This is a genomic window from Streptomyces sp. NBC_00335, from assembly GCF_036127095.1.
In the GTDB taxonomy this organism is placed as follows: domain Bacteria; phylum Actinomycetota; class Actinomycetes; order Streptomycetales; family Streptomycetaceae; genus Streptomyces.
This window is the reverse complement of sequence record NZ_CP108006.1, coordinates 1,715,147-1,732,580: the sequence shown is the minus strand read 5'-3', so window position 1 is coordinate 1,732,580 and position 17,434 is coordinate 1,715,147. Positions and strand designations below refer to the sequence as shown.

At 73.5% G+C, this 17,434-nt stretch carries 11 protein-coding genes and 1 pseudogene; 6 read left to right on the top strand and 6 right to left on the bottom strand.

What is annotated here, in order from left to right; all coding sequences use genetic code 11:
- Window positions 1-150: 150 nt before the first annotated feature.
- The 4 genes from OHA37_RS07745 to OHA37_RS07730 all read right to left on the bottom strand — a co-directional run bounded on the left by OHA37_RS07745 (window position 151) and on the right by OHA37_RS07730 (window position 3,779).
- Entirely contained in the window at window positions 151-1,437 is a 1,287-nt protein-coding gene (locus OHA37_RS07745) for an MFS transporter (RefSeq protein ID WP_266903600.1), read from the bottom strand.
- Complete coding sequence (locus tag OHA37_RS07740; RefSeq protein ID WP_266903599.1) at window positions 1,434-1,973, bottom strand: ArsR family transcriptional regulator; 540 nt, start codon at window positions 1,971-1,973, stop codon at window positions 1,434-1,436. The genes OHA37_RS07745 and OHA37_RS07740 overlap by 4 nt, the downstream gene beginning before the upstream one ends.
- A gap of 312 nt (window positions 1,974-2,285) precedes the next feature.
- Complete coding sequence (locus OHA37_RS07735) at window positions 2,286-2,777, bottom strand: DUF456 domain-containing protein (protein WP_266903598.1); 492 nt, start codon at window positions 2,775-2,777, stop codon at window positions 2,286-2,288.
- Window positions 2,778-2,801: 24 nt separating this feature from the next.
- On the bottom strand, window positions 2,802-3,779 hold the full coding sequence (locus OHA37_RS07730; RefSeq protein WP_266903597.1) for a helix-turn-helix domain-containing protein: 978 nt from the start codon (window positions 3,777-3,779) through the stop codon (window positions 2,802-2,804).
- Window positions 3,780-3,980: 201 nt separating this feature from the next.
- Here OHA37_RS07730 and OHA37_RS07725 point away from each other — a divergent pair, with 201 nt between their 5' ends.
- The 4 genes from OHA37_RS07725 (at window position 3,981) to OHA37_RS07710 (ending at window position 13,622) form a co-directional block, all read left to right on the top strand.
- A complete protein-coding gene (locus OHA37_RS07725; protein ID WP_266903596.1) occupies window positions 3,981-7,784 on the top strand; it encodes a S8 family peptidase in 3,804 nt (1,267 codons plus the stop codon).
- Window positions 7,785-10,333: 2,549 nt separating this feature from the next.
- Entirely contained in the window at window positions 10,334-11,218 is an 885-nt protein-coding gene (locus OHA37_RS07720) for a protein phosphatase 2C domain-containing protein (protein ID WP_323182315.1), read from the top strand.
- 66 nt (window positions 11,219-11,284) lie between these two features.
- Entirely contained in the window at window positions 11,285-13,027 is a 1,743-nt protein-coding gene (locus tag OHA37_RS07715; RefSeq protein WP_266903595.1) for a pyruvate dehydrogenase, read from the top strand.
- Between the two features lie 208 nt (window positions 13,028-13,235).
- Window positions 13,236-13,622 (top strand): ATP-binding protein, encoded by a 387-nt coding sequence (locus tag OHA37_RS07710; RefSeq protein ID WP_323182405.1) that lies wholly within the window; start codon window positions 13,236-13,238, stop codon window positions 13,620-13,622.
- Window positions 13,623-13,678: 56 nt separating this feature from the next.
- Here the strand turns inward: OHA37_RS07710 and OHA37_RS07705 are convergent, their stop codons facing one another.
- Entirely contained in the window at window positions 13,679-14,764 is a 1,086-nt protein-coding gene (locus OHA37_RS07705) for a DUF2637 domain-containing protein (protein WP_266903593.1), read from the bottom strand.
- 334 nt (window positions 14,765-15,098) lie between these two features.
- On the opposite strand from OHA37_RS07705, the pseudogene OHA37_RS07700 reads away from it, so the two are divergent.
- Window positions 15,099-15,257: pseudogene (locus OHA37_RS07700) on the top strand (VOC family protein); the annotation flags it as partial.
- Between the two features lie 15 nt (window positions 15,258-15,272).
- On the opposite strand, the gene OHA37_RS07695 reads toward OHA37_RS07700, so the two are convergent.
- The gene (locus OHA37_RS07695) at window positions 15,273-16,169 is read right to left on the bottom strand and encodes a (2Fe-2S)-binding protein (RefSeq protein WP_266903592.1); all 897 of its coding nucleotides are present in this window, start codon (window positions 16,167-16,169) and stop codon (window positions 15,273-15,275) included.
- A 104-nt stretch (window positions 16,170-16,273) separates the two neighbouring features.
- Between OHA37_RS07695 and OHA37_RS07690 the strand changes: the two genes are divergently transcribed.
- Window positions 16,274-16,948 carry a GntR family transcriptional regulator gene (locus OHA37_RS07690; RefSeq protein ID WP_443046123.1) on the top strand — a complete coding sequence of 225 codons (675 nt, stop codon included), beginning with the start codon at window positions 16,274-16,276 and terminating at the stop codon, window positions 16,946-16,948.
- The last annotated feature ends 486 nt before the right edge of the window (window positions 16,949-17,434 follow it).

Below are 17,434 nucleotides of genomic sequence, written 5' to 3'. Positions count from 1 at the left end.
CCACCGCCTCCGGGGCACTGCCCCCGGAGGCCCGCCCCCCCCGGATGCGCCTGCCCCGGGACCCACTGGGTCCCGGGGCAGGTTCGTACCCGCCCCGGGACCCGGTCCCGTACCCCGCCGCCTACGGGCGGGGTGCGGACTACCCGTGGACTACCCGTGTACTGCCTTGCTCTGCTCCTCGGAGTCCTGGTGATCCGGCGTGCCGGTCGCGGCGGTTGCGCGCAGCGCCGCCTCGACCCGGCGGTTGCTGGTCATGGTCGCCGTGACGGCGGTCATGGCGAGCAGGAGGCCGGAGGCGGCGTAGAGCGGGGTGCGCACGTCGTACACGGTGGCCAGCCAGCCGCCGAGGAAGGCGCCGAACGGGGCGGCGCACATGGCGAGCATGCGGGAGGTGGAGGCGACCCGGCCCATCAGGTGGGCGGGGACGATCGTCTGCCTCAGGGAGGGTGCGAGCACCATCGTGGCGCCCATGCCCGCCCCGCAGACGGCGAGCGCGAGGCCGGCCACGTACGGGTTCGTGGCGGTGGCGAGTCCCAGGATGGCCAGCCCCTCGACCGCGGCCGTGCAGGTCAGCGCGGTGCCGGTGCCGAGGCGCCGGCCGAGGAAGGAGGCGATGCCCGCGCCGAGCAGGCCGCCGGTGGCCTCCGCCGTGAGGAGCAGGCCGAAGCCGAAGGCGCCGATGCCGAGACGGTCGTGGGCGAAGAGGGCGAGCACGGTCTCCACGGCGAGGAACGCGATGTTGCCGACCGCCGGGCGCAGTGCGAGCCCGAGCAGCAGCTGGTCCTTGAAGACGTACGAGGCCCCGGCCCGGGCCTGCCGCAGCAGCGACTCGCGGGCCTGCGGTGCGGGCCGGGGCACGGCGGGCAGCGACCGTACGAGCAGTGCGGAGACCGCGAACGACACCGCGTCGGCGAGCAGCGGAACCGCCCGCCCCAGCGCGAGCAGCGCACTGCCCGCGGGCGGCCCGGCGAAGCCGGACGCGGCGGTCTGGGCGCCGCGCAGGCGGGAGTTGGCGCGCTCCAGGAGCGCGGGGTCACGGCCGAGCAGATCCGGCAGATAGGCCGTGGCGGCCGTGTCGAAGAAGAGCCCGCCGAGGCCGAGCAGGAAGCCGACGACCGCGAGCAGTGGAATGCTCAGCATGTCGAGCGCGGCCGCTGCCACCGGTATCGCGAGGAGCACCGCGCGTGCGGCGTCCGCGACCCACATCGTGCGCCGGCGGTCCCAGCGGTCCACCAGCGCACCGCCGAGCACCCCGAAGAGCAGCCACGGCAGAGTGCCGGCGGCGGTGACGACGGCGAGCGCCATCGGATCCCGCGTCAGCGTCAACGCGATCAGCGGCAGTGCGGCATGCGTCACCCCGTCGCCGAGCGAGGACACCGTCTGCGCGGTCCACAGTCGTCCGAACCCGGACGGCAACTTCTTGAGTTCTGAAGTCACTTGGCGTCTCCCTCGGTCTCGTTGCGGCGTGCCGGGTGGAACAGTGCGAAGACGAGTGACGTGTCCGGCAGTGAGGGATCGGACAACTCCCGGTACTCGCGGGCCAATGCCCCCAGTCGCGCCCCCAGCTCCGCGAACTGCTCCTCGGTGAGCCGCAGATGCATCATCCCCACGTGCCGCTGGCTCTCCGCCGGCGACTCCTCCAGGTCCGCCACCGCATGCCGCATCAGCACGTCCGGCCCGCCCTCGCCCCGATCCGGCAGCACGATCGACCGCGCGGCCATCGCGTAGTACCGCTCGGTGACCCCCCGCACCTTCCGGGTCCGCACCACCTTCACGAGACCGGCCCGCTCCAGCAGCCGTACGTGATAGCTGGAGCTTCCCTTCGCCAGGCCCACCCGGGCGGCGATCTGGGTGATCGTCGCCGGCTCGAACCGGAGCATGGCCATGATCCGGTGGCGCGTGAGGTTGGAGACCGCGCGCATCTGGTCGTCAGTGGTGACGTGAAGCGTTTCGGGTAGCTCGTCGGTAGGCATGTCGCCAATGGTCAATGTTTCTTGACCATTGCGCAAGAGGATTGCGCGTTCGGTTGATCAAGATGAGGGAGAGGGACCGGCGGCGGGGTCGGCAGAGGCCGGCGAGAGGGCCGGGCGAGAAGCCGGACCGGGATCAGGGCGAGAGGCCGGACCGGGATCAGGGCGAGGGGCCGGCGGGGTCGGTGAGGGGGCCGGGCGAGAGCGCCGGCGGAGGCGGGGCGAGAGCGCCGGACCGGGATCAGGGCGAGGGGTCGGCAGAGGCCGGGCGAAGGGCGGGGCGGGGAGCCGGGCGGCGGCCCGGCTGAGGTGCGGCTACGCCCACAGCACCGTCCCCACCCACGCCCCCACCACCAGCAGGCACGCGAACAGCTCCACCAGCACGCTCGTCCCCACCGCCCGCATCACCGCCCGCACCGACGCCCACGCCTCCCCGTGGGCGCCCAGGCGGCGTCGCTCGCAGAGGTAGATGCCGCCCACGAAGCCGGGGACCGTGCCGACCACCGGGAGCAGCACGAAGCCCAGTACCGCGCCCACACCCGCGTACACCACCATCCGGCGGGTGACGCCGACCCCACGGAGCCGCCGCGGGGGCAACAGCCACTTCACCACCTGCACCACCAGCAGCAGCGCCGTCGCGCCCGCCAGCAGGCCCCAGGCGGCCGTCGACCGTTCGTGGAGCGCCCACCACAGGACTCCGGCCCAGACGAGGAGGGTGCCGGGGGCGCCGGGGACCAGTACCCCGAGCAGTCCGAGCACCAGCACCAGCCCCACCAGCAGCAACTGGGGCAGCTGAGGCAGGTCCATCTGCTCAGCCTGCCCGGCCCGGGGCTATCGGGCCACCCAGCCCCGTTCGTACGCGTGCCAGCCGAGCTGCAGCCGGGTCGTGACGCCCGACAGTTCCATCAGGCCCTTGACCCGTCGCTGGACGGTCCGCAGGCCCAGCTCCAGGTGCTTCGCGACGCTCGCGTCCGTCATCCCCGCCAGGAGGAGGGTGAGGATCTCCAGGTCGGTGGCGTCGGGTCCGCCGTCCGATTCCTCCGGCGCGCCGGTGGAGCCGAGCCGCAGCGGGAGCGACTCCCGCCAGACCGCCTCGAAGAGGCCCATCAGGGACTCCAGCAGCCCCGACGCGTGCACGACCAGCGCCGCCGGCTCCGCGCCGCGCGCCGTCAGCGGGACCATCGCGAGCGACCGGTCCGCGATGACGAGTTTGGTCGGCACCGCGGCCGTCACCCGGATGTGCTCGCCGCGGGCCAGCGCCGTGGACGCCTCGCGGATCCCGCTGGGCTGGGTGAGCACATCCCGTTCGATGACCACCCGGTACGAGACCCCGCGGACGGCCGCCCGGTCCTCCGCGTCGTTGTCCGTCCCCGTCACCACCTGCGGCCGGCCGCTGACCAGCGCGAGCACCTCCTCCACCGCGCCGAGCTGGAGCTGGTGGAAGCGGTGGGCCACCGCGCTGGCGCCCGTCACCACCTCCACCAGGTCGTGCACGGCCGGCTCGGCGGCCTCCGCCCGGTACTCCTCCGCCAGCAGGGCTGCCGCCAGCTCCGCCTGCTCCAGCTCGTGCCGCTGCTGGGTGAGCAGGGCGCCCAGGGCCACCCCGGGCGGGGCCGCCACCCAGCGGCCGGGCCGGGCGGAGGACTGGGCGGCGAGCCCGTGGCGCTCCAGGTGGCGCAGGGTCCGTTCGGTCTGCTGCACCGGCAGCGTCAGCCGGTGCGCGAGGTCCGGTATCTCCGCCGCCCCCAGCGCGACCAGCGCGCGGTAAGCGGACTCCTGTCCTTCGTCGAGACCTATCGCACTCAGCAACCCGTCCACCCAACCCTCTCAGTGCCGTTCCTGGCGGGAAGCGGCCACGGCGCAAACCCGCCGCGGACATCATCGCCGCACCCCCCGCCCCTCTGCCAAGGTGGCGCCACCGCAGCACCAACATCCGCTGGCCAGAAGCCATTTACGCGGCGCTTTCGTCGTGCAATGCAGTGGTTGGCCGGAATTCACCTGGAGAGAGCGATGCGCCCGATATCGCGTACGGCACTGGGAGCGGCCATCGCCGCAGTCCTGGCCGTCACGGCCGTGGGCCCGTCCACGGCACAGCCGAGCGACGGAGCGTCCGGAGCAGGGACCGGCACCGAGAAGAGGGCCCTCACCGGGAGCGAGGCGGCCTCCCGGCAGCCCACCGCACCCGTCACGGTCACCCTCGTCACCGGTGACCGGATCCTGGTGTCCACCGACGCGGCGGGCCGCACCGCCGCCACCGCGATGCCCCGCGAGGACGGCTCTCAGCCGATCGTGCAGACCCGCCAGGCGGGCAAGGACCTCTACGTCTACCCCGAGAGCGCGATCAAGGCGCTCGCCGCGGGCAAGGCCGACGAGGAACTCTTCAACGTCACCGCCCTGATCCGCCAGGGCTACGACGACGTGCACGCCAAGAAGCTCCCGCTGATCGCCGTCTACGAGGCCTCCGCGGGCCTGGCGCGCAGCGCCCCGCCCGTCCCGGCCGGCGCCGAGCAGTCGCTGGTCCTCGGCTCCATCGGCGGCGTCGCGCTCGCAGCCGACAAGGAGAAGGCCGCGGACTTCTGGGCCGACGTCACCGGCGCGAACGTGAACCCGCACGCGCGCTCGGCCGCCGCCCCCCGGCTGAAGAAGCTGTGGCTGGACGGCAAGGTCCAGGCGAACCTGGAGCGTTCCACGAAGCAGGTGAGCGCCACCGCCGCGTGGGCCGCCGGATTCGACGGCACGGGCACCAAGGTCGCCGTCCTCGACACCGGCACCGACCTCGAACACCCCGACCTCAAGGGCCGGGTCGCCGAGGCGAAGAACTTCACCGACTCGGACACCGCCGAGGACCGCCAGGGCCACGGCACCCACACCATCTCCACCGTCGGCGGCTCCGGCGCCGAGAGCGGCGGAGCGAAGAAGGGCGTCGCCCCCGGCGCGCAGCTGCTCAGCGGCAAGGTCCTCAACGACTCCGGCTACGGCCTGGACTCGTGGATCATCGCGGGCATGCAGTGGGCCGTGGACAGCAAGGCCGACGTGATCTCGATGAGCCTGGGAGACCCCTCCCAGCTCTCCTGCGACGACCCGATGGCCGCGGCCACCGAGGCGCTGGCCCAGAGCAGCAACAGCCTCTTCGTCATCGCCGCCGGCAACGCCGGCCCCGGCAACAACACGGTCTCCTCGCCCGGTTGCGTGCCCAGCGTGCTGACGGTGGGCGCCGTCGACCGCGACGACAAGACGGCCTCCTTCTCCAGCCGCGGTCCGGCGGGCCTCAACCACACCCTCAAGCCCGAGATCGCCGCCCCCGGCGTCCAGATCTCCGCCGCCGCCGCGGGCGGCCGCGGGGTGTACGCGTACCAGTCGATGTCGGGCACCTCGATGGCCACCCCGCACGTCGCGGGCGCCGCCGCCATCGTCAAGCAGCGCCACCCCGACTGGACCGCGCAGCAGATCAAGGCAGCGCTGGTCGGCTCCGCCAACACCGCGGTCCCGGGCGACGTACGGGAGACCGGCGGTGGCCGGCTCGACGTCAAGGCCGCCATCGACACCACGGTCACCAGCGCCCCCGCGCTCCAGGGCGGCACGTACAACTGGCCGCAGGACCGCAGCGACCGCACCGCAGTCGAGGTCCCGTACACCAACACGGGGACCAAGCCCGTCACGCTGAACCTCTCCGTCGAGAAGGTCACCGGCAACGACGGCTCCGCCGTCCGCAGCCAGGTCGCCCGTCTGGACAAGCGCACCGTGACCGTCCCGGCCGGCGCCACCGTCAAGGTGCCGCTCGCCCTGGACCCCGCCGCGAAGCTGGAGCGCTCCCAGTACGGGGACGTCACCGGCCGCGTCGTCGCCACGGCCAAGGGCGTGCACGTCTCCACCCCCTTCTCCCTCTACGTGGAGCCGGAGACGGTCACCCTGCGCGTCAAGCTCCTCGACCGCACGGGCAAGCCGGCCGCCGGACCGTCCTCCCTGGACGTGATCGGCACCGACGACGCCACCGGTGAGCGCCGCTTCAACGAGGGCGCCGCCGACCAGGTCTACCGGGTCCGCCCGGGCTCGTACCTCCTCTCCGCCTTCGTCGGCACCCCCGACGCCGGCGAGAACCCGGGGATGTACGACTCGCTCACCTACCTCGGCCGCCCGCAGACCGAGATCAAGAAGGACACGGTGATCGTGCTGGACGCCCGCAAGGCGGCCAAGCTGAGCATCGCCACCGACAAGCCCACCGAGGCGCGCGCCACCACCCTGGCCTTCTCCCGCTCCTGGGGCGAGGAGGGCTGGCAGCACGCCGGCACCGCCATGGGCGGCCGCACGATCCGCGGCTACTACGCCTCGGTCGACGGCACGGCCAAGGAAGGCGACTACGAGTTCGGCAGCTACTGGCGGGCGGCGGCGCCGCTGCTCTCCGAGCTGAAGGTGAACGGCGGCCCGGTGCTGCACCCGATCACCGCCTCCACCGGCAGTGAGAACCTCGACGGAGTCGGCAGCGCCCCGCTGGTCAACGCCGGCTCGGGCACCCCCGAGGAGCTCGCCGCCGTCGCCGCCAAGGGTGCGTTCGCCCTGGTCAAGACGGCGGAGGAGGGTTCGGTCTACCAGATCGCGGAGAACGCGAAGGCGGCCGGAGTCAAGGCCCTCCTCGTCCACCGCGACGCCCCCGGCCGCTGGCAGGCCTTCATCGGCTACTCGGGCGGCGCCCTCCCGGTGCTGGCCGTCGAATCCGCCGAGGGCCAGGCCCTGCTGGCCAAGCTCGCCAAGGGCGCGGTCACGCTGAGCTGGAAGGGCAGCGCGAAGAGCCCGTACGTCTACAACCTGGCCCAGATCGAGAAGGGCCAGGTCCACGGGGACCGCACCTACCGGGTGCGCGACCGTGACCTGGGCACCGTCGAGTCCTCGTACCAGTCCATGGGCGTGGCGGCCGACTTCATCGACGTCACCGGCGCCTACCGGCCGCTCGGCAACGCCGTGTACTTCGGCTCCATCGACACCGTCGCGGTACCGGGCAAGCGCACCGAGTACTACTCCGCAGGGGACACCGCCTGGGACCACCTGGTCTCCAGCAGCTTCCCGTGGGGCGAGTTCATGACCGACCAGCACCGCACCTACAAGGCGGGCTCCCAGCGCGCCGAGAACTGGTACGACGGGGTCATCGGCCCGGTCGCGCCGCGCGACACCGCGGGCAAGGAGCAGCTGGCCGCCGAGCGGCAGGGCAACCTGATCGGCTTCTCCTCCGCCATGTGGGGCGACACCGGGCACTACGCCCAGCAGGGCGGCTTCGGCGACCTCGGCAACGTCTCGCTCAAGCGTGACGGCGAGTCGCTGGGCGACACCGGCTACCCGTTCGGCGTCTTCGAGGTCCCGGCCGGCGAGGCCACGTACGAGATGACCCAGTACCTGGAGAAGGTCGGCCAGCCGGCCCGTACCTGGCAGCGCTCCTCGGGGATCCAGACCACCTGGACCTTCCGCTCGAAGCTGGACGCGACGCAGTACTCGCAGGCGCTGCCGGTCATCTTCCCGCGGATCTCCGCCCCGCTGGACGGCATGAAGACCCTGGCCGCGGCCAACGGCCAGCAGATCGGCCTGGCGGTCAGCGGGCACGCGGGCTACGCGCCGGGCGCGCTCAAGTCGGCCAAGCTGTCGTACTCGTACGACGAGGGCGGCAGCTGGACCGAGGCGAAGGTGAGCGGGCGCGGTGGGCAGTGGACCGCGACCGTGGACCACGCCGGAGCCGCGGGCAAGCAGGTCATGCTCAAGGTCGAGCTGACCGACGCGAAGGGCGCCACCGTCACCCAGACGGTCGCGCGAGCGTACGACATTCGCTAAGTCGTACGACATAGAGCCGGGGGGTCCATCGGACGGCGGTCCGATGGGCCCCCCTTTTTCCTGCGTTCGCCGGATTTCGGCTGCGCCGGAGCCCGACAATGAGGGCCATGAGTCAGCGGGACGCGGGCGCGGATGACTGGTGGCAGAAGCTCTACGAAGACCCCGACGCGGGACCGGAACCCGATCCCCGGGACACCCTGGAACACCGCTTCCGCTCGGCGGCGGTGCTGGTGGCGCCGACGCCGTCTCCGTCCCCGCCTCCGTCACCGGTACCCCGTCCGCGGAGGGATCCGGGGACGGTGACGGAACACGCCCCGGATGCGGGGGCGGGGCCGCCTGCTGCTGCGCCGGGGCCGGAGGCTGGGTCGCCTGTTCCTGGGCACGCGACGGTGGTGGGGCCGTCTGTCCCTGAGCCGGGGCCGGTGCTCGGGGGGACGCTGCCGGTGGCGGGTTCCGTGCCGGAGGCGGGGCCGCGTGCTGCTGCGCCCGTCCTGGAGGCTGGGTCGCCTGTTCCTGGGCCCGCGTCGGTGGTGGGGCCGCCTGTTGCTGAGCCGGGGCCGGTGCTCGGGGGGACGCCGCCGGTGGCGGATTTCGTGCCGGAGGCGGGGTCGCCTGTTCCTGGGCCCAGGCCGGAGGTGGAGCCGCCTGTTGCTGTGCCCGTGCCGGAGGTGGGGCCGCCTGTTGCTGCGCCCGAGGTGCCGGCTGCCGGGGCTGCGGTGGTGGAAGGGCCGCCTGTTGCTGTGCCCGTGCTGGAGGCGGGGTCGCCTGTTCCTGGGCCCGCGACGGTGGTGGGGCCGTCTGTCCCTGAGCCGGGGCCGGTGCCCGGGGGGACGCCGCCGGTGGCTGATTTCGTGCCGGAGGCGGGGCCGCGTACGCCGGGTCCCAGGTTGGTGCCCCAGGCGGAAGCGGAGCCGCCCGTGGCGGATTCCGGACCGGCGGCGGCGTCGGAGGCCTGGACGGGGGACGCGTACGGCGGCTCGCCGCTGCCGCCGCCCCGGGACCCCCGGGAGGGCGGCCAGACCTGGTACGCACTCGGTAGCGTCGCCGTCCCGCCCGCGCTGCCCGCCGAGGAGTCGGGCGAACCATCCGACTGGAGCTGGGGCCCGCGGGACGAGGGGCCCACAGCGGCTGCGCCCCCGGCGGAGGCTGGGCACGGCCCCGCGGGCGCGTACGGCGAAGCCGGGCACCCGGTCCAGGCCACCCCGGCACCGGGAGCGGGTGGCGCCGGCGATCCGTGGACGGGTCCGGGCGCCGGCTCACCGCCGGGGCCCGCGTACGGGTCCGGCCCGGGCCCCGTCCTGGGCTCTGGTCCGGCTCCGGGAGCAGGCGCAGGCTCTGATCCGACGCCAGGCGCCGGCTCCGTCGTCTCCGGGGCGGATCCCAGGTCAGGCCCTGCCGCCGCTCCCAAGTCCGGACTTGGCCACGGGCCCGGTGGCACCCCGGGCCAGGGGTTCGGTCCCGGGTCTGACGCCGGCTTCGGTGCCGCCTCCGGTTCCGGTCCCGGCTCTGGGCCCAGTCCCAGCTCTGGTCCTGTTCCCGGGCCGGGCTCCGTGCCCGCCTCCGGGCCGGGCTCTGGCCCCGTGTCAGCGTCCGGCCCCGGTGCAGGTCCTGGTCTTGACTCAGGTCCAGGGTCCGGGTCCGGCGTCAGCCACGGTCCCGGTTCCGGCCTTGGCTCTGGCCCCGTTCCGGGGTCGGGCTTCGGTTCCGGCCCCGACGTCGACCCCGGGTCCGGCGTCAGCCACGGCCCCGATCCTGTTCCGGGCTCGGGCTTCGGGTCCGGCCCCGGCGCCGGTCCTGGTTCCGGCCTTGGCTCTGGCCCCGTTCCGGGGTCGGGACGCGATTCTGGGTCCGGCGTCGACCCCGGGTCCGGCGTCAGCCACGGCTCCGGGTCTGTTCCGGGCTCGGGCTTCGGTTCTGGCCCCGGCGCCGCTCCCGGTCCCGGTTCCGGACCTGGCTCTGGCCCCGTTCCGGGGTCGGGACGCGATTCCGGGTCCGGCGTCAGTCAGGGCCCCGGGCCTGGCTCTGGCTCTGAGCCCGTTCCGGGGTCGGGCTTCGGGTCCGGCCCTGGGGTCGGTCCGGGGTCGGGACTCGGTTCCGGGTCCGGCATCGGCCAGGGCCCTGGGCCTGGCTCTGGCTCTGAGCCCGTTCCGGGGTCGGGCTTCGGGTCCGGCCCTGGGGTCGGTCCGGGGTCGGGACGCGATTCCGGGTCCGGCGTCAGTCAGGGCCCCGGGCCTGGCCCTGGTTCTGGACCCGTACCGGGGTCGGGCTTCGGACCCGGCCCCGGGTTCGGACTCGATTCCGGGGCTGGTGTCAGCCCCGGGCCCGGCCCCGGCTCCGTGCCCGCCTCCGGGCCGGGCTCTGGCCCCGTGTCAGCGTCCGGCCCCGGCTCTGGGGTCGTGCCGGGGGCCGGCTTCGGTTCTGGGCTCGGTTCTGGTGCCGGTACCGGCTTTGCCCTCGGGTCGCATCCGGGGTCCGGGGCGGGCTGGGGGGCTGCTCCCACGGACGGGGGCGGTGGCTCGGGGGACGGGGTTTTCGGGGTGCCGCGGCCCGTGGTGGCGCATTTGGGGGACCGGCCGCCCACCTACGCCGCGGAGCCCATCGCGCTGCCCGCCGCCGACCCGGCCGGGCTCGCCGCGCTGACCCCCGACACCGTGCTGGAGGGGGCCCAGTACGGCGGCTACACGCTGCGCGCCGCCTCCGTGCGCGGGGACTCCGCCCGGTTCCGGGGCGAAGCCCGGCGGGACTTCCTGCTCACCGCCCGCTTCGGCACCGGGCCCGACGCGCTGGTCCTGGTGGTGCTCGCCGGCGGGGACCGGGCCGCGCCCGGAGCCGCCGAGGCCGCCGCCGAGGTGTGCCGCTCCGTCGCGGCAGCCGTCGGGCGCAGCCAGGAGCGGCTGTCGCAGGACATCAGGGACGGCCGGCGCGAAGCCCTGCGTTCGGGGCTCCAGCGGCTCACCGACCGCGGCTACGGGCAGCTGCGCGCCCGCGCCGCCGAGCTGGGGCTCCCGGAGGACGGCTACACGGCCGGGCTGCGCGGACTGCTGCTGCCGGTCGACCCCGGCTGCCGCACCCGGGTCTGCTTCGGCGCGGGCGCGGGCGGGCTGTTCCGGCTCCGGGACGGACAGTGGCGGGACCTGGAGGAGCCCCCGCCGGCAACCGGCCCGGCAACCGGTCCGGCACCCGCATCCGCCGAGCCCCCCGGCGGGTTCCGCTTCCGCTTCCGGGCCTCCGTGGCCCGCCCCGGCGACACCCTGCTCCTGTGCTCCGGCGGCCTCGCGGACCCCATGCGCGAGGAGGAACCGCTCTCCGTCGAGCTCGCCGACCGCTGGGCCGACGCACCCCCGCCGGGCCTCGCCGCCTTCCTCGCGGACACCCAGCTCCGCCTCAAGGGCTACGCCGACGACCGGACGGCCGCCGCGGTCTGGGAGGCGTAACCCGGCGGATCATGCGTGGATGGGAGGCGCACCCGGCAGAGCCGAACCGGAAAGGGCGCCCCCACCATGGCCAAGCAGAACGTGGCGGAGCAGTTCATCGACATTCTCGTGCGCGCCGGCGTGCGCCGGATGTACGGAGTCGTCGGGGACAGCCTCAACCCCGTCGTCGACGCGATCCGCCGCACCGGCGGCATCGAGTGGATCCAGGTGCGCCACGAGGAGACCGCCGCCTTCGCGGCCGGCGCCGAGGCCCAGATCACCGGCACCCTCGCCGCGTGCGCCGGCTCCTGCGGCCCCGGCAACCTCCACCTGATCAACGGGCTCTACGACGCCCACCGCTCGATGGCCCCGGTCCTCGCGCTGGCCTCCCACATCCCCTCCGGCGAGATCGGCCTCGGCTACTTCCAGGAGACCCACCCCGACCGGCTGTTCACCGAATGCAGCCACTACAGCGAGCTGATCTCCAACCCCCGCCAGATGCCCCGGGTCCTGCAGAGCGCCATCCAGCACGCCATCGGGCGCGGTGGCGTCGGCGTGGTGTCCCTGCCCGGGGACATCGCCTCCCTGCCCGCACCGGAGCAGAGCGCCGAGCAGGCGCTGGTGACCGCGCGGCCGACCGTACGGCCCGGCGAAGGGGAGATCGACAAGCTGGTCCGGCTCATCGACGAGGCCGACCGGGTCACCCTCTTCTGCGGCAGCGGCACCGCCGGCGCGCACGCCGAGGTGATGGAGTTCGCCGGCCGGGTCAAAGCGCCCGTCGGGCACGCCCTGCGCGGCAAGGAATGGATCCAGTACGACAATCCGTACGACGTCGGCATGAGCGGGCTGCTCGGCTACGGCGCGGCCTACGAGGCCACCCACGAGTGCGATCTGCTGATCATGCTCGGCACGGACTTCCCCTACAACGCCTTCCTCCCCGACGACGTCAAGATCGTCCAGGTGGACATCCGGCCCGAACACCTCGGCCGCCGCACCACACTGGAACTCGCGGTCTGGGGCGACGTACGCGAGACCCTGCGCGCGCTGAACGCCCGGGTGAAGGCCAAGACGGACCGCCGGTTCCTCGACCGGATGCTGAAGAAGCACGCGGACGCCCTGGAGGGGGTGGTGAAGGCGTACACGCGCAAGGTGGAGAAGCGCACGCCCATCCATCCCGAGTACGTGGCCGCGGTCCTCGACGAACTCGCCGACGAAGACGCGGTGTTCACCGTGGATACAGGCATGTGCAACGTATGGGCGGCGCGCTATCTTTCCCCGAACGGTAAGCGCCGCATCATCGGCTCCTTCAGCCACGGCTCGATGGCCAACGCCCTTCCGCAGGCCATCGGCGCACAGTTCACCGATCGCGGACGTCAAGTGGTGTCGATGTCCGGCGACGGCGGTTTCTCCATGCTGATGGGAGATTTCCTCACCCTGGTGCAGTACGACCTCCCCGTCAAAGTGGTCCTCTTCAACAACTCATCCCTCGGTATGGTCGAGTTGGAGATGCTGGTTTCCGGCCTTCCTTCGTACGGAACCACGAACAAGAACCCCGACTTCGCGGCGATCGCCCGCGCGGCGGGCGCGTACGGCGTCCGGGTGGAGAAGCCCAAGCAGCTCACAGCGGCTTTGAAGGACGCTTTCAAGCACAAGGGACCCGCTTTGGTGGACGTGGTCACCGACCCCAATGCCCTGTCCATTCCACCGAAGATCAGCGCTGAAATGGTGACCGGATTCGCGCTTTCGGCCAGCAAGATCGTGCTGGACGGAGGGGTGGGCCGGATGATCCAGATGGCGCGATCCAACCTCCGCAACGTGCCGCGCCCTTGAGCCCGTATGCGTGCGGATTCGCCCGGGGGGCATGCATCCCGTAGGCCTGTTCGACCGGCGGGCCGTCGGGAAGTGGACACGCGGGAGGTACATCGCCGTGCGGGTGGGGGCGAAGGCCGGAAAGTTGTGGCGGAGAGGGCGGCCGGTGCCGCGCGAACCGTCGGCCGAGGACAAGGCGGCGGTGCACGCGTCGGGGATCACCCGGAGCGTGCGGCGGGCCGATCTCAAAGCGGTGGGGGAAGTCCGCAGGGATCTCAGGGAGTTGATGCGCCACCGGTGCAGGGCGGAGGCCGCCGAGGTGGCCGAGCTGCTGATCACCGAGCTCGTCACCAACGCCCTCGTCCACACCGATCAGGGAGCCGAGGTCTCCGCGACGCTCGCCGCCGACCGGCTGCGGGTGGAGGTCCGCGACTACGCCGCCCGCCGGCCCCGGCCGCACGTACCGTCCGCCGACGACGGTACGCACGGCAGGGGACTGGTGCTGCTGCAGTCGCTCGCCGACGCCTGGGGCGTGGACGCGCTCGGGCTGTCGCTGGGGGGCGGCAAGGTGGTGTGGTTCGAGCTCGACGGAGCGAAGGAGGCGGGGCCCGCCTGAGCGGACGGGCGGACCCCGCGAGCCGGATCCCGGACGGGCCCGGGCCCGTCAGGTGATCATCCGAACTGCTGCTCCAGATCCTTCAGTTTGCGTTCCAGCGAGTCGAGCCGGGGGAGCGTCTGCGTATCGTCCTCGGCGGTGAGATCCACCGTCCGGGAGCCGACGACCGTGTCGGCCTTCTCGGCCGTGTGATGGGCTTCCGTTCCGCTCACGGCCTGCAGGGAGGGCCGGCGCCGTAGGGGCAGCTGTCCGGTTTCCGCTATGGCCGGCTCCGCGCCGACCGGCGCGGAGCCCGCTCCGGGGGCCAGCCCCGGCGCCTCGACCTGACGGGCGCGGGCCACGCGCCCGAACGCCCGGTTCTGCCGGCCGAGCGCCTTGATGTGCGCCCGGTCCAGGCGGTGTTGCTCCCGTCGGCGGTGCCGGTCGTTCTCCTTCTCCTTCTTGTCCTCGCGCACCTCGTCCACGGCCTCGTCGAGCGTGCGGACCCCCTCCAGCAGCATCAGCGACCAGGCGCCGAAGGTCTCCCGGGGCGCCCGCAGCCAGCGGACCATCCGGATCTGCGGCAACGGCCTCGGGATCAGGCCCTGTTCGCGCAGCGCGGCCCGGCGGGTCTGCTTCAGCGCGCGGTCGAAGAGCACGGCCGCCGAGAGGGACATGCCGGAGAAGAACTGCGGAGCGCCGTCGTGGCCGAATCCGCGCGGGGCGTGCACCCAGTTGAACCAGGCGGCGGCTCCCGCGAACAGCCAGACCAGCATGCGCGAACCGAGGGCCGCGTCGCCGTGGCTGGCCTCGCGGACGGCGAGCACCGAACAGAACATGGCGGCGCCGTCGAGACCGAAGGGGACCAGGTACTCCCAGCCCCCGGACAGGTTGAGGTTTTGCCGGCCGAAGCCGACCAGCCCGTGGAAGGAGAGCGCCGCGGCGACCGCCGCGCAGCAGAACAGCAGGACGTACGAGGCGGTCCCGTAGACGGCTTCCTTGCGCCGCCGCCGCTCCTCGCTGCGCTCCCAGCTGTCCTCGGCGACCCCCGCCTTCTCGCCTTCGCGCTTGCCCCGGGCCAGTACCGCCACTGCCGCAAGTACGCCCAGGATCAGCAGGCTGCCGGGCAGCAGCCAGTCCAGCGATATGTCGGTCAGTCTCATGCGGTTGTCCCTTGCCTCGCGTATGCGGCTGTTCGGCTTGTGGCCGGTGCGGCTTTCCGGGCGCCATAGTGGCGCAGCCGGTGAGCCGTACACGCGGGTTTCGGGGCAAGTGGACGCCAACGGGGGGCGGAGCCCGCCGGATAGGGTGTTGCGGATCGAACTCCCGCTCGTGTGGGACGAGTTGAGTTCGATTTTCGTCAGCCGGACGGGTGGGTTGAGTCGGCGGGGGCGGCGGCGCGGAAACTCGGTGGCGGGCGTACGGCCGGGTGGGTGACACCGGCCGCCCTTCGGCGCCCTGCGCGGCGCCGGTCCACACTGCCCCGGAGAAGGTCTGGTCAGCCCGATCGACGCCAGTACCGAGGACGAGGTGACCAGGCTGCTCGGCCTCGGCGCCACCAGGGCGGACGTGGGACAGGGCCCGGATCGGAGCCGGGAGGTCATGGCCGATCCCGAGGGCAGCGAGTTCTGCGTACTGCGGACCCTGGCGCCGTAGGCCGGACCGCTTCGCTCAGTCGTCGGCCGTCAGGCGCGTGATCCGGTCCTCGTCGCAGGTGCGGGGGCAGGTGACGCAGGTGTCGTCCGGGCGGATCGTGTAGAAGAAGCAGCAGCTCGCCCGGTCACGGGTGGGCAGCTCCCGGCCGTCCGGGGCTTCGAGGGTGCGGAAGCCGGCGCCGCCGGTGTACGGGGCGGTCGAGCCGGGGAAGAGCCGGTCCAGCTCGCGCATCGCCCGCTGCTCCTCGGCTTCGCCGAGCAGGTTGCCCACGTACCAGAGGCTCTCGACCACGTCGTCGGTCACCATGCCCCACAGGGCGCGCCGGCCGCGCCGCATGCGCGGGCCGAAGCCCTCCATGAGCGGTTCGAGGTGCTGGGCCACCGCAGCCCGTACCTCTGCGCGCAGCGCGTCCTCGTCGGGCACGACCCGGGCCCCGGGGAGCGCTGCGGCCGGGTCGTCCGGCAGGCAGGCGAAGGAGTGGACGCGGACTGCCATCCGGCCGTCGGTCCGGTGGAAGGACACGGCCTCCGGGGGCAGGAGCGGCACGCGCCGGTCCAGGAACCAGGGAGCCGTGAACAGCAGACAGGCCTCCCACGCGTACCGGTGCAGTCCGAACCCCGCCACGACGTCCGGTCGGCCCGGGCGCCCGTAGTCGCGCAGGATCTGGGCCTCGTCCCACGCGAGGAACGCCTCCAGGGCCTCGCCGCCCGCCGCGAGCTCGTCCGCACCGACCCACCCCACACCGCGAGGGGAGGGTTCGTGCGGGGCGAGCTCGGTGACGCGCAGTCCGGCGTAGGCCTCGGTCAGCCGCGCGTAGGCGTCCGCCACCGGAGAGCCGGCCGGGGCGGGGGTGCGTACGGGGCGGACGGGGTGGACGTGGCCCTGGGCGGGCGCGACGGCCGTGACGGTCATGGCGAACCACCGAATCACGCGATCGTTAACAGGTAAGCCTTACCTTACCTGATCTCTGTGGGGTGTGGGAAGGCGGGCTATTCTTCGGGTGCAGATCGAAACCCGTGGAGGACCGAGTGCGCGAGACGGCCCGAGCCCGGGTACCGGAGCAGCAGAACCGGAAGGTCGTACGCCACTCCGTGCGGGGGCAGATCCTCGACGCCCTGCGTGCGGCGCTGCTCGCGGGCGAGCTGGCACCGGGGGAGATCTACTCGGGGCCGGCCTTGGGGGAGCGGTTCGGGGTCTCCGCGACGCCCGTGCGCGAGGCGATGCAGCAGCTGGCGCTGGAGGGGGTCGTCGAATGCCTCCCGAACCGGGGCTTCCGGGTCCTGACCCGGACCCCCGGGGAGCTGGCGGAGCTGGCCGAGGTCAGGGCGTTGCTCGAAGTGCCCGTGATGCTGCGGCTGGCCCGTACGGTGCCGGCGGGGGCCTGGGCCGCGGTGGTGCCTGCGGCGGCGGAGGCGGAGGCGGCGGCAGCCGCGGGTGATGCGGCGCGGTACGCCGATGCGGACCGGGCGTTCCACCGGGCGGTGCTCGCGCTGGCGGGCAACGCCCAGCTCCTTCTGGTGGCGGAGGACCTCCACCGCCGCTCCCAGTGGCCCCTGCCGGGCCCCCGCCGCATCCGCCGGGCGGACCTCGTCGCGGACGCGGCGCAGCACGTGGCGGTACTGGCCGCCCTCTCCACGGGCGACCTCCCGGAGGCGGAGTCCCTGATCCGCACCCACTTCGCGTCCCCCTGACGGATCCCGGGGGACCGGTCCCCCGGGCCCCTGCGCCTCAAACGCCGGCGGGGCTGGGGTGTGGTCGGCGTCTGCCTGGCTGCGTGGGGGCCGGTGCCGGGGGCGGGGTGGGGTGTCGGCCTGGACTGCATGATTTAGGCGCCCCCTGCTCTACTCCGACAGGGTTCGGGCTGTACCTGCGCCACAAATCACGCTTTACGTCCAGGCCGACACCCCACCCCGCCCCCGTCCCCGACCCCGGCGCGCCCCCAACCCCGACCGGGGGGCGGCATGCCCGGCTCGGGTGCCCCGACTTCGACCGGGGGTGTCGTGCCCGGCTCGGCGTTCGTCCGTTCCTGGCCGGGGTGCCAATGCACCCGACTGGGGGTGCCGACGTGCCCGGCTCGGGTGGCTTCGTCTCTGGCCGGGGCGTGGAGCCGCCTGGGGCCCTTTCAGTCGCCCGGGGGTTGGGTCTTTTCAGCCGTCCGGCGTTTGAGGACCGGGGTC

Coding starts and splice junctions, on each gene's coding strand:
- OHA37_RS07740 (WP_266903599.1), bottom strand. CDS start 1,973: ATGCCTACCGACGAGCTACCCGAAACGCTTCACGTCACCACTGACGAC.
- OHA37_RS07735 (WP_266903598.1), bottom strand. CDS start 2,777: ATGGACCTGCCTCAGCTGCCCCAGTTGCTGCTGGTGGGGCTGGTGCTG.
- OHA37_RS07725 (WP_266903596.1), top strand. CDS start 3,981: ATGCGCCCGATATCGCGTACGGCACTGGGAGCGGCCATCGCCGCAGTC.
- OHA37_RS07715 (WP_266903595.1), top strand. CDS start 11,285: ATGGCCAAGCAGAACGTGGCGGAGCAGTTCATCGACATTCTCGTGCGC.
- OHA37_RS07705 (WP_266903593.1), bottom strand. CDS start 14,764: ATGAGACTGACCGACATATCGCTGGACTGGCTGCTGCCCGGCAGCCTG.
- OHA37_RS07695 (WP_266903592.1), bottom strand. CDS start 16,169: ATGACCGTCACGGCCGTCGCGCCCGCCCAGGGCCACGTCCACCCCGTC.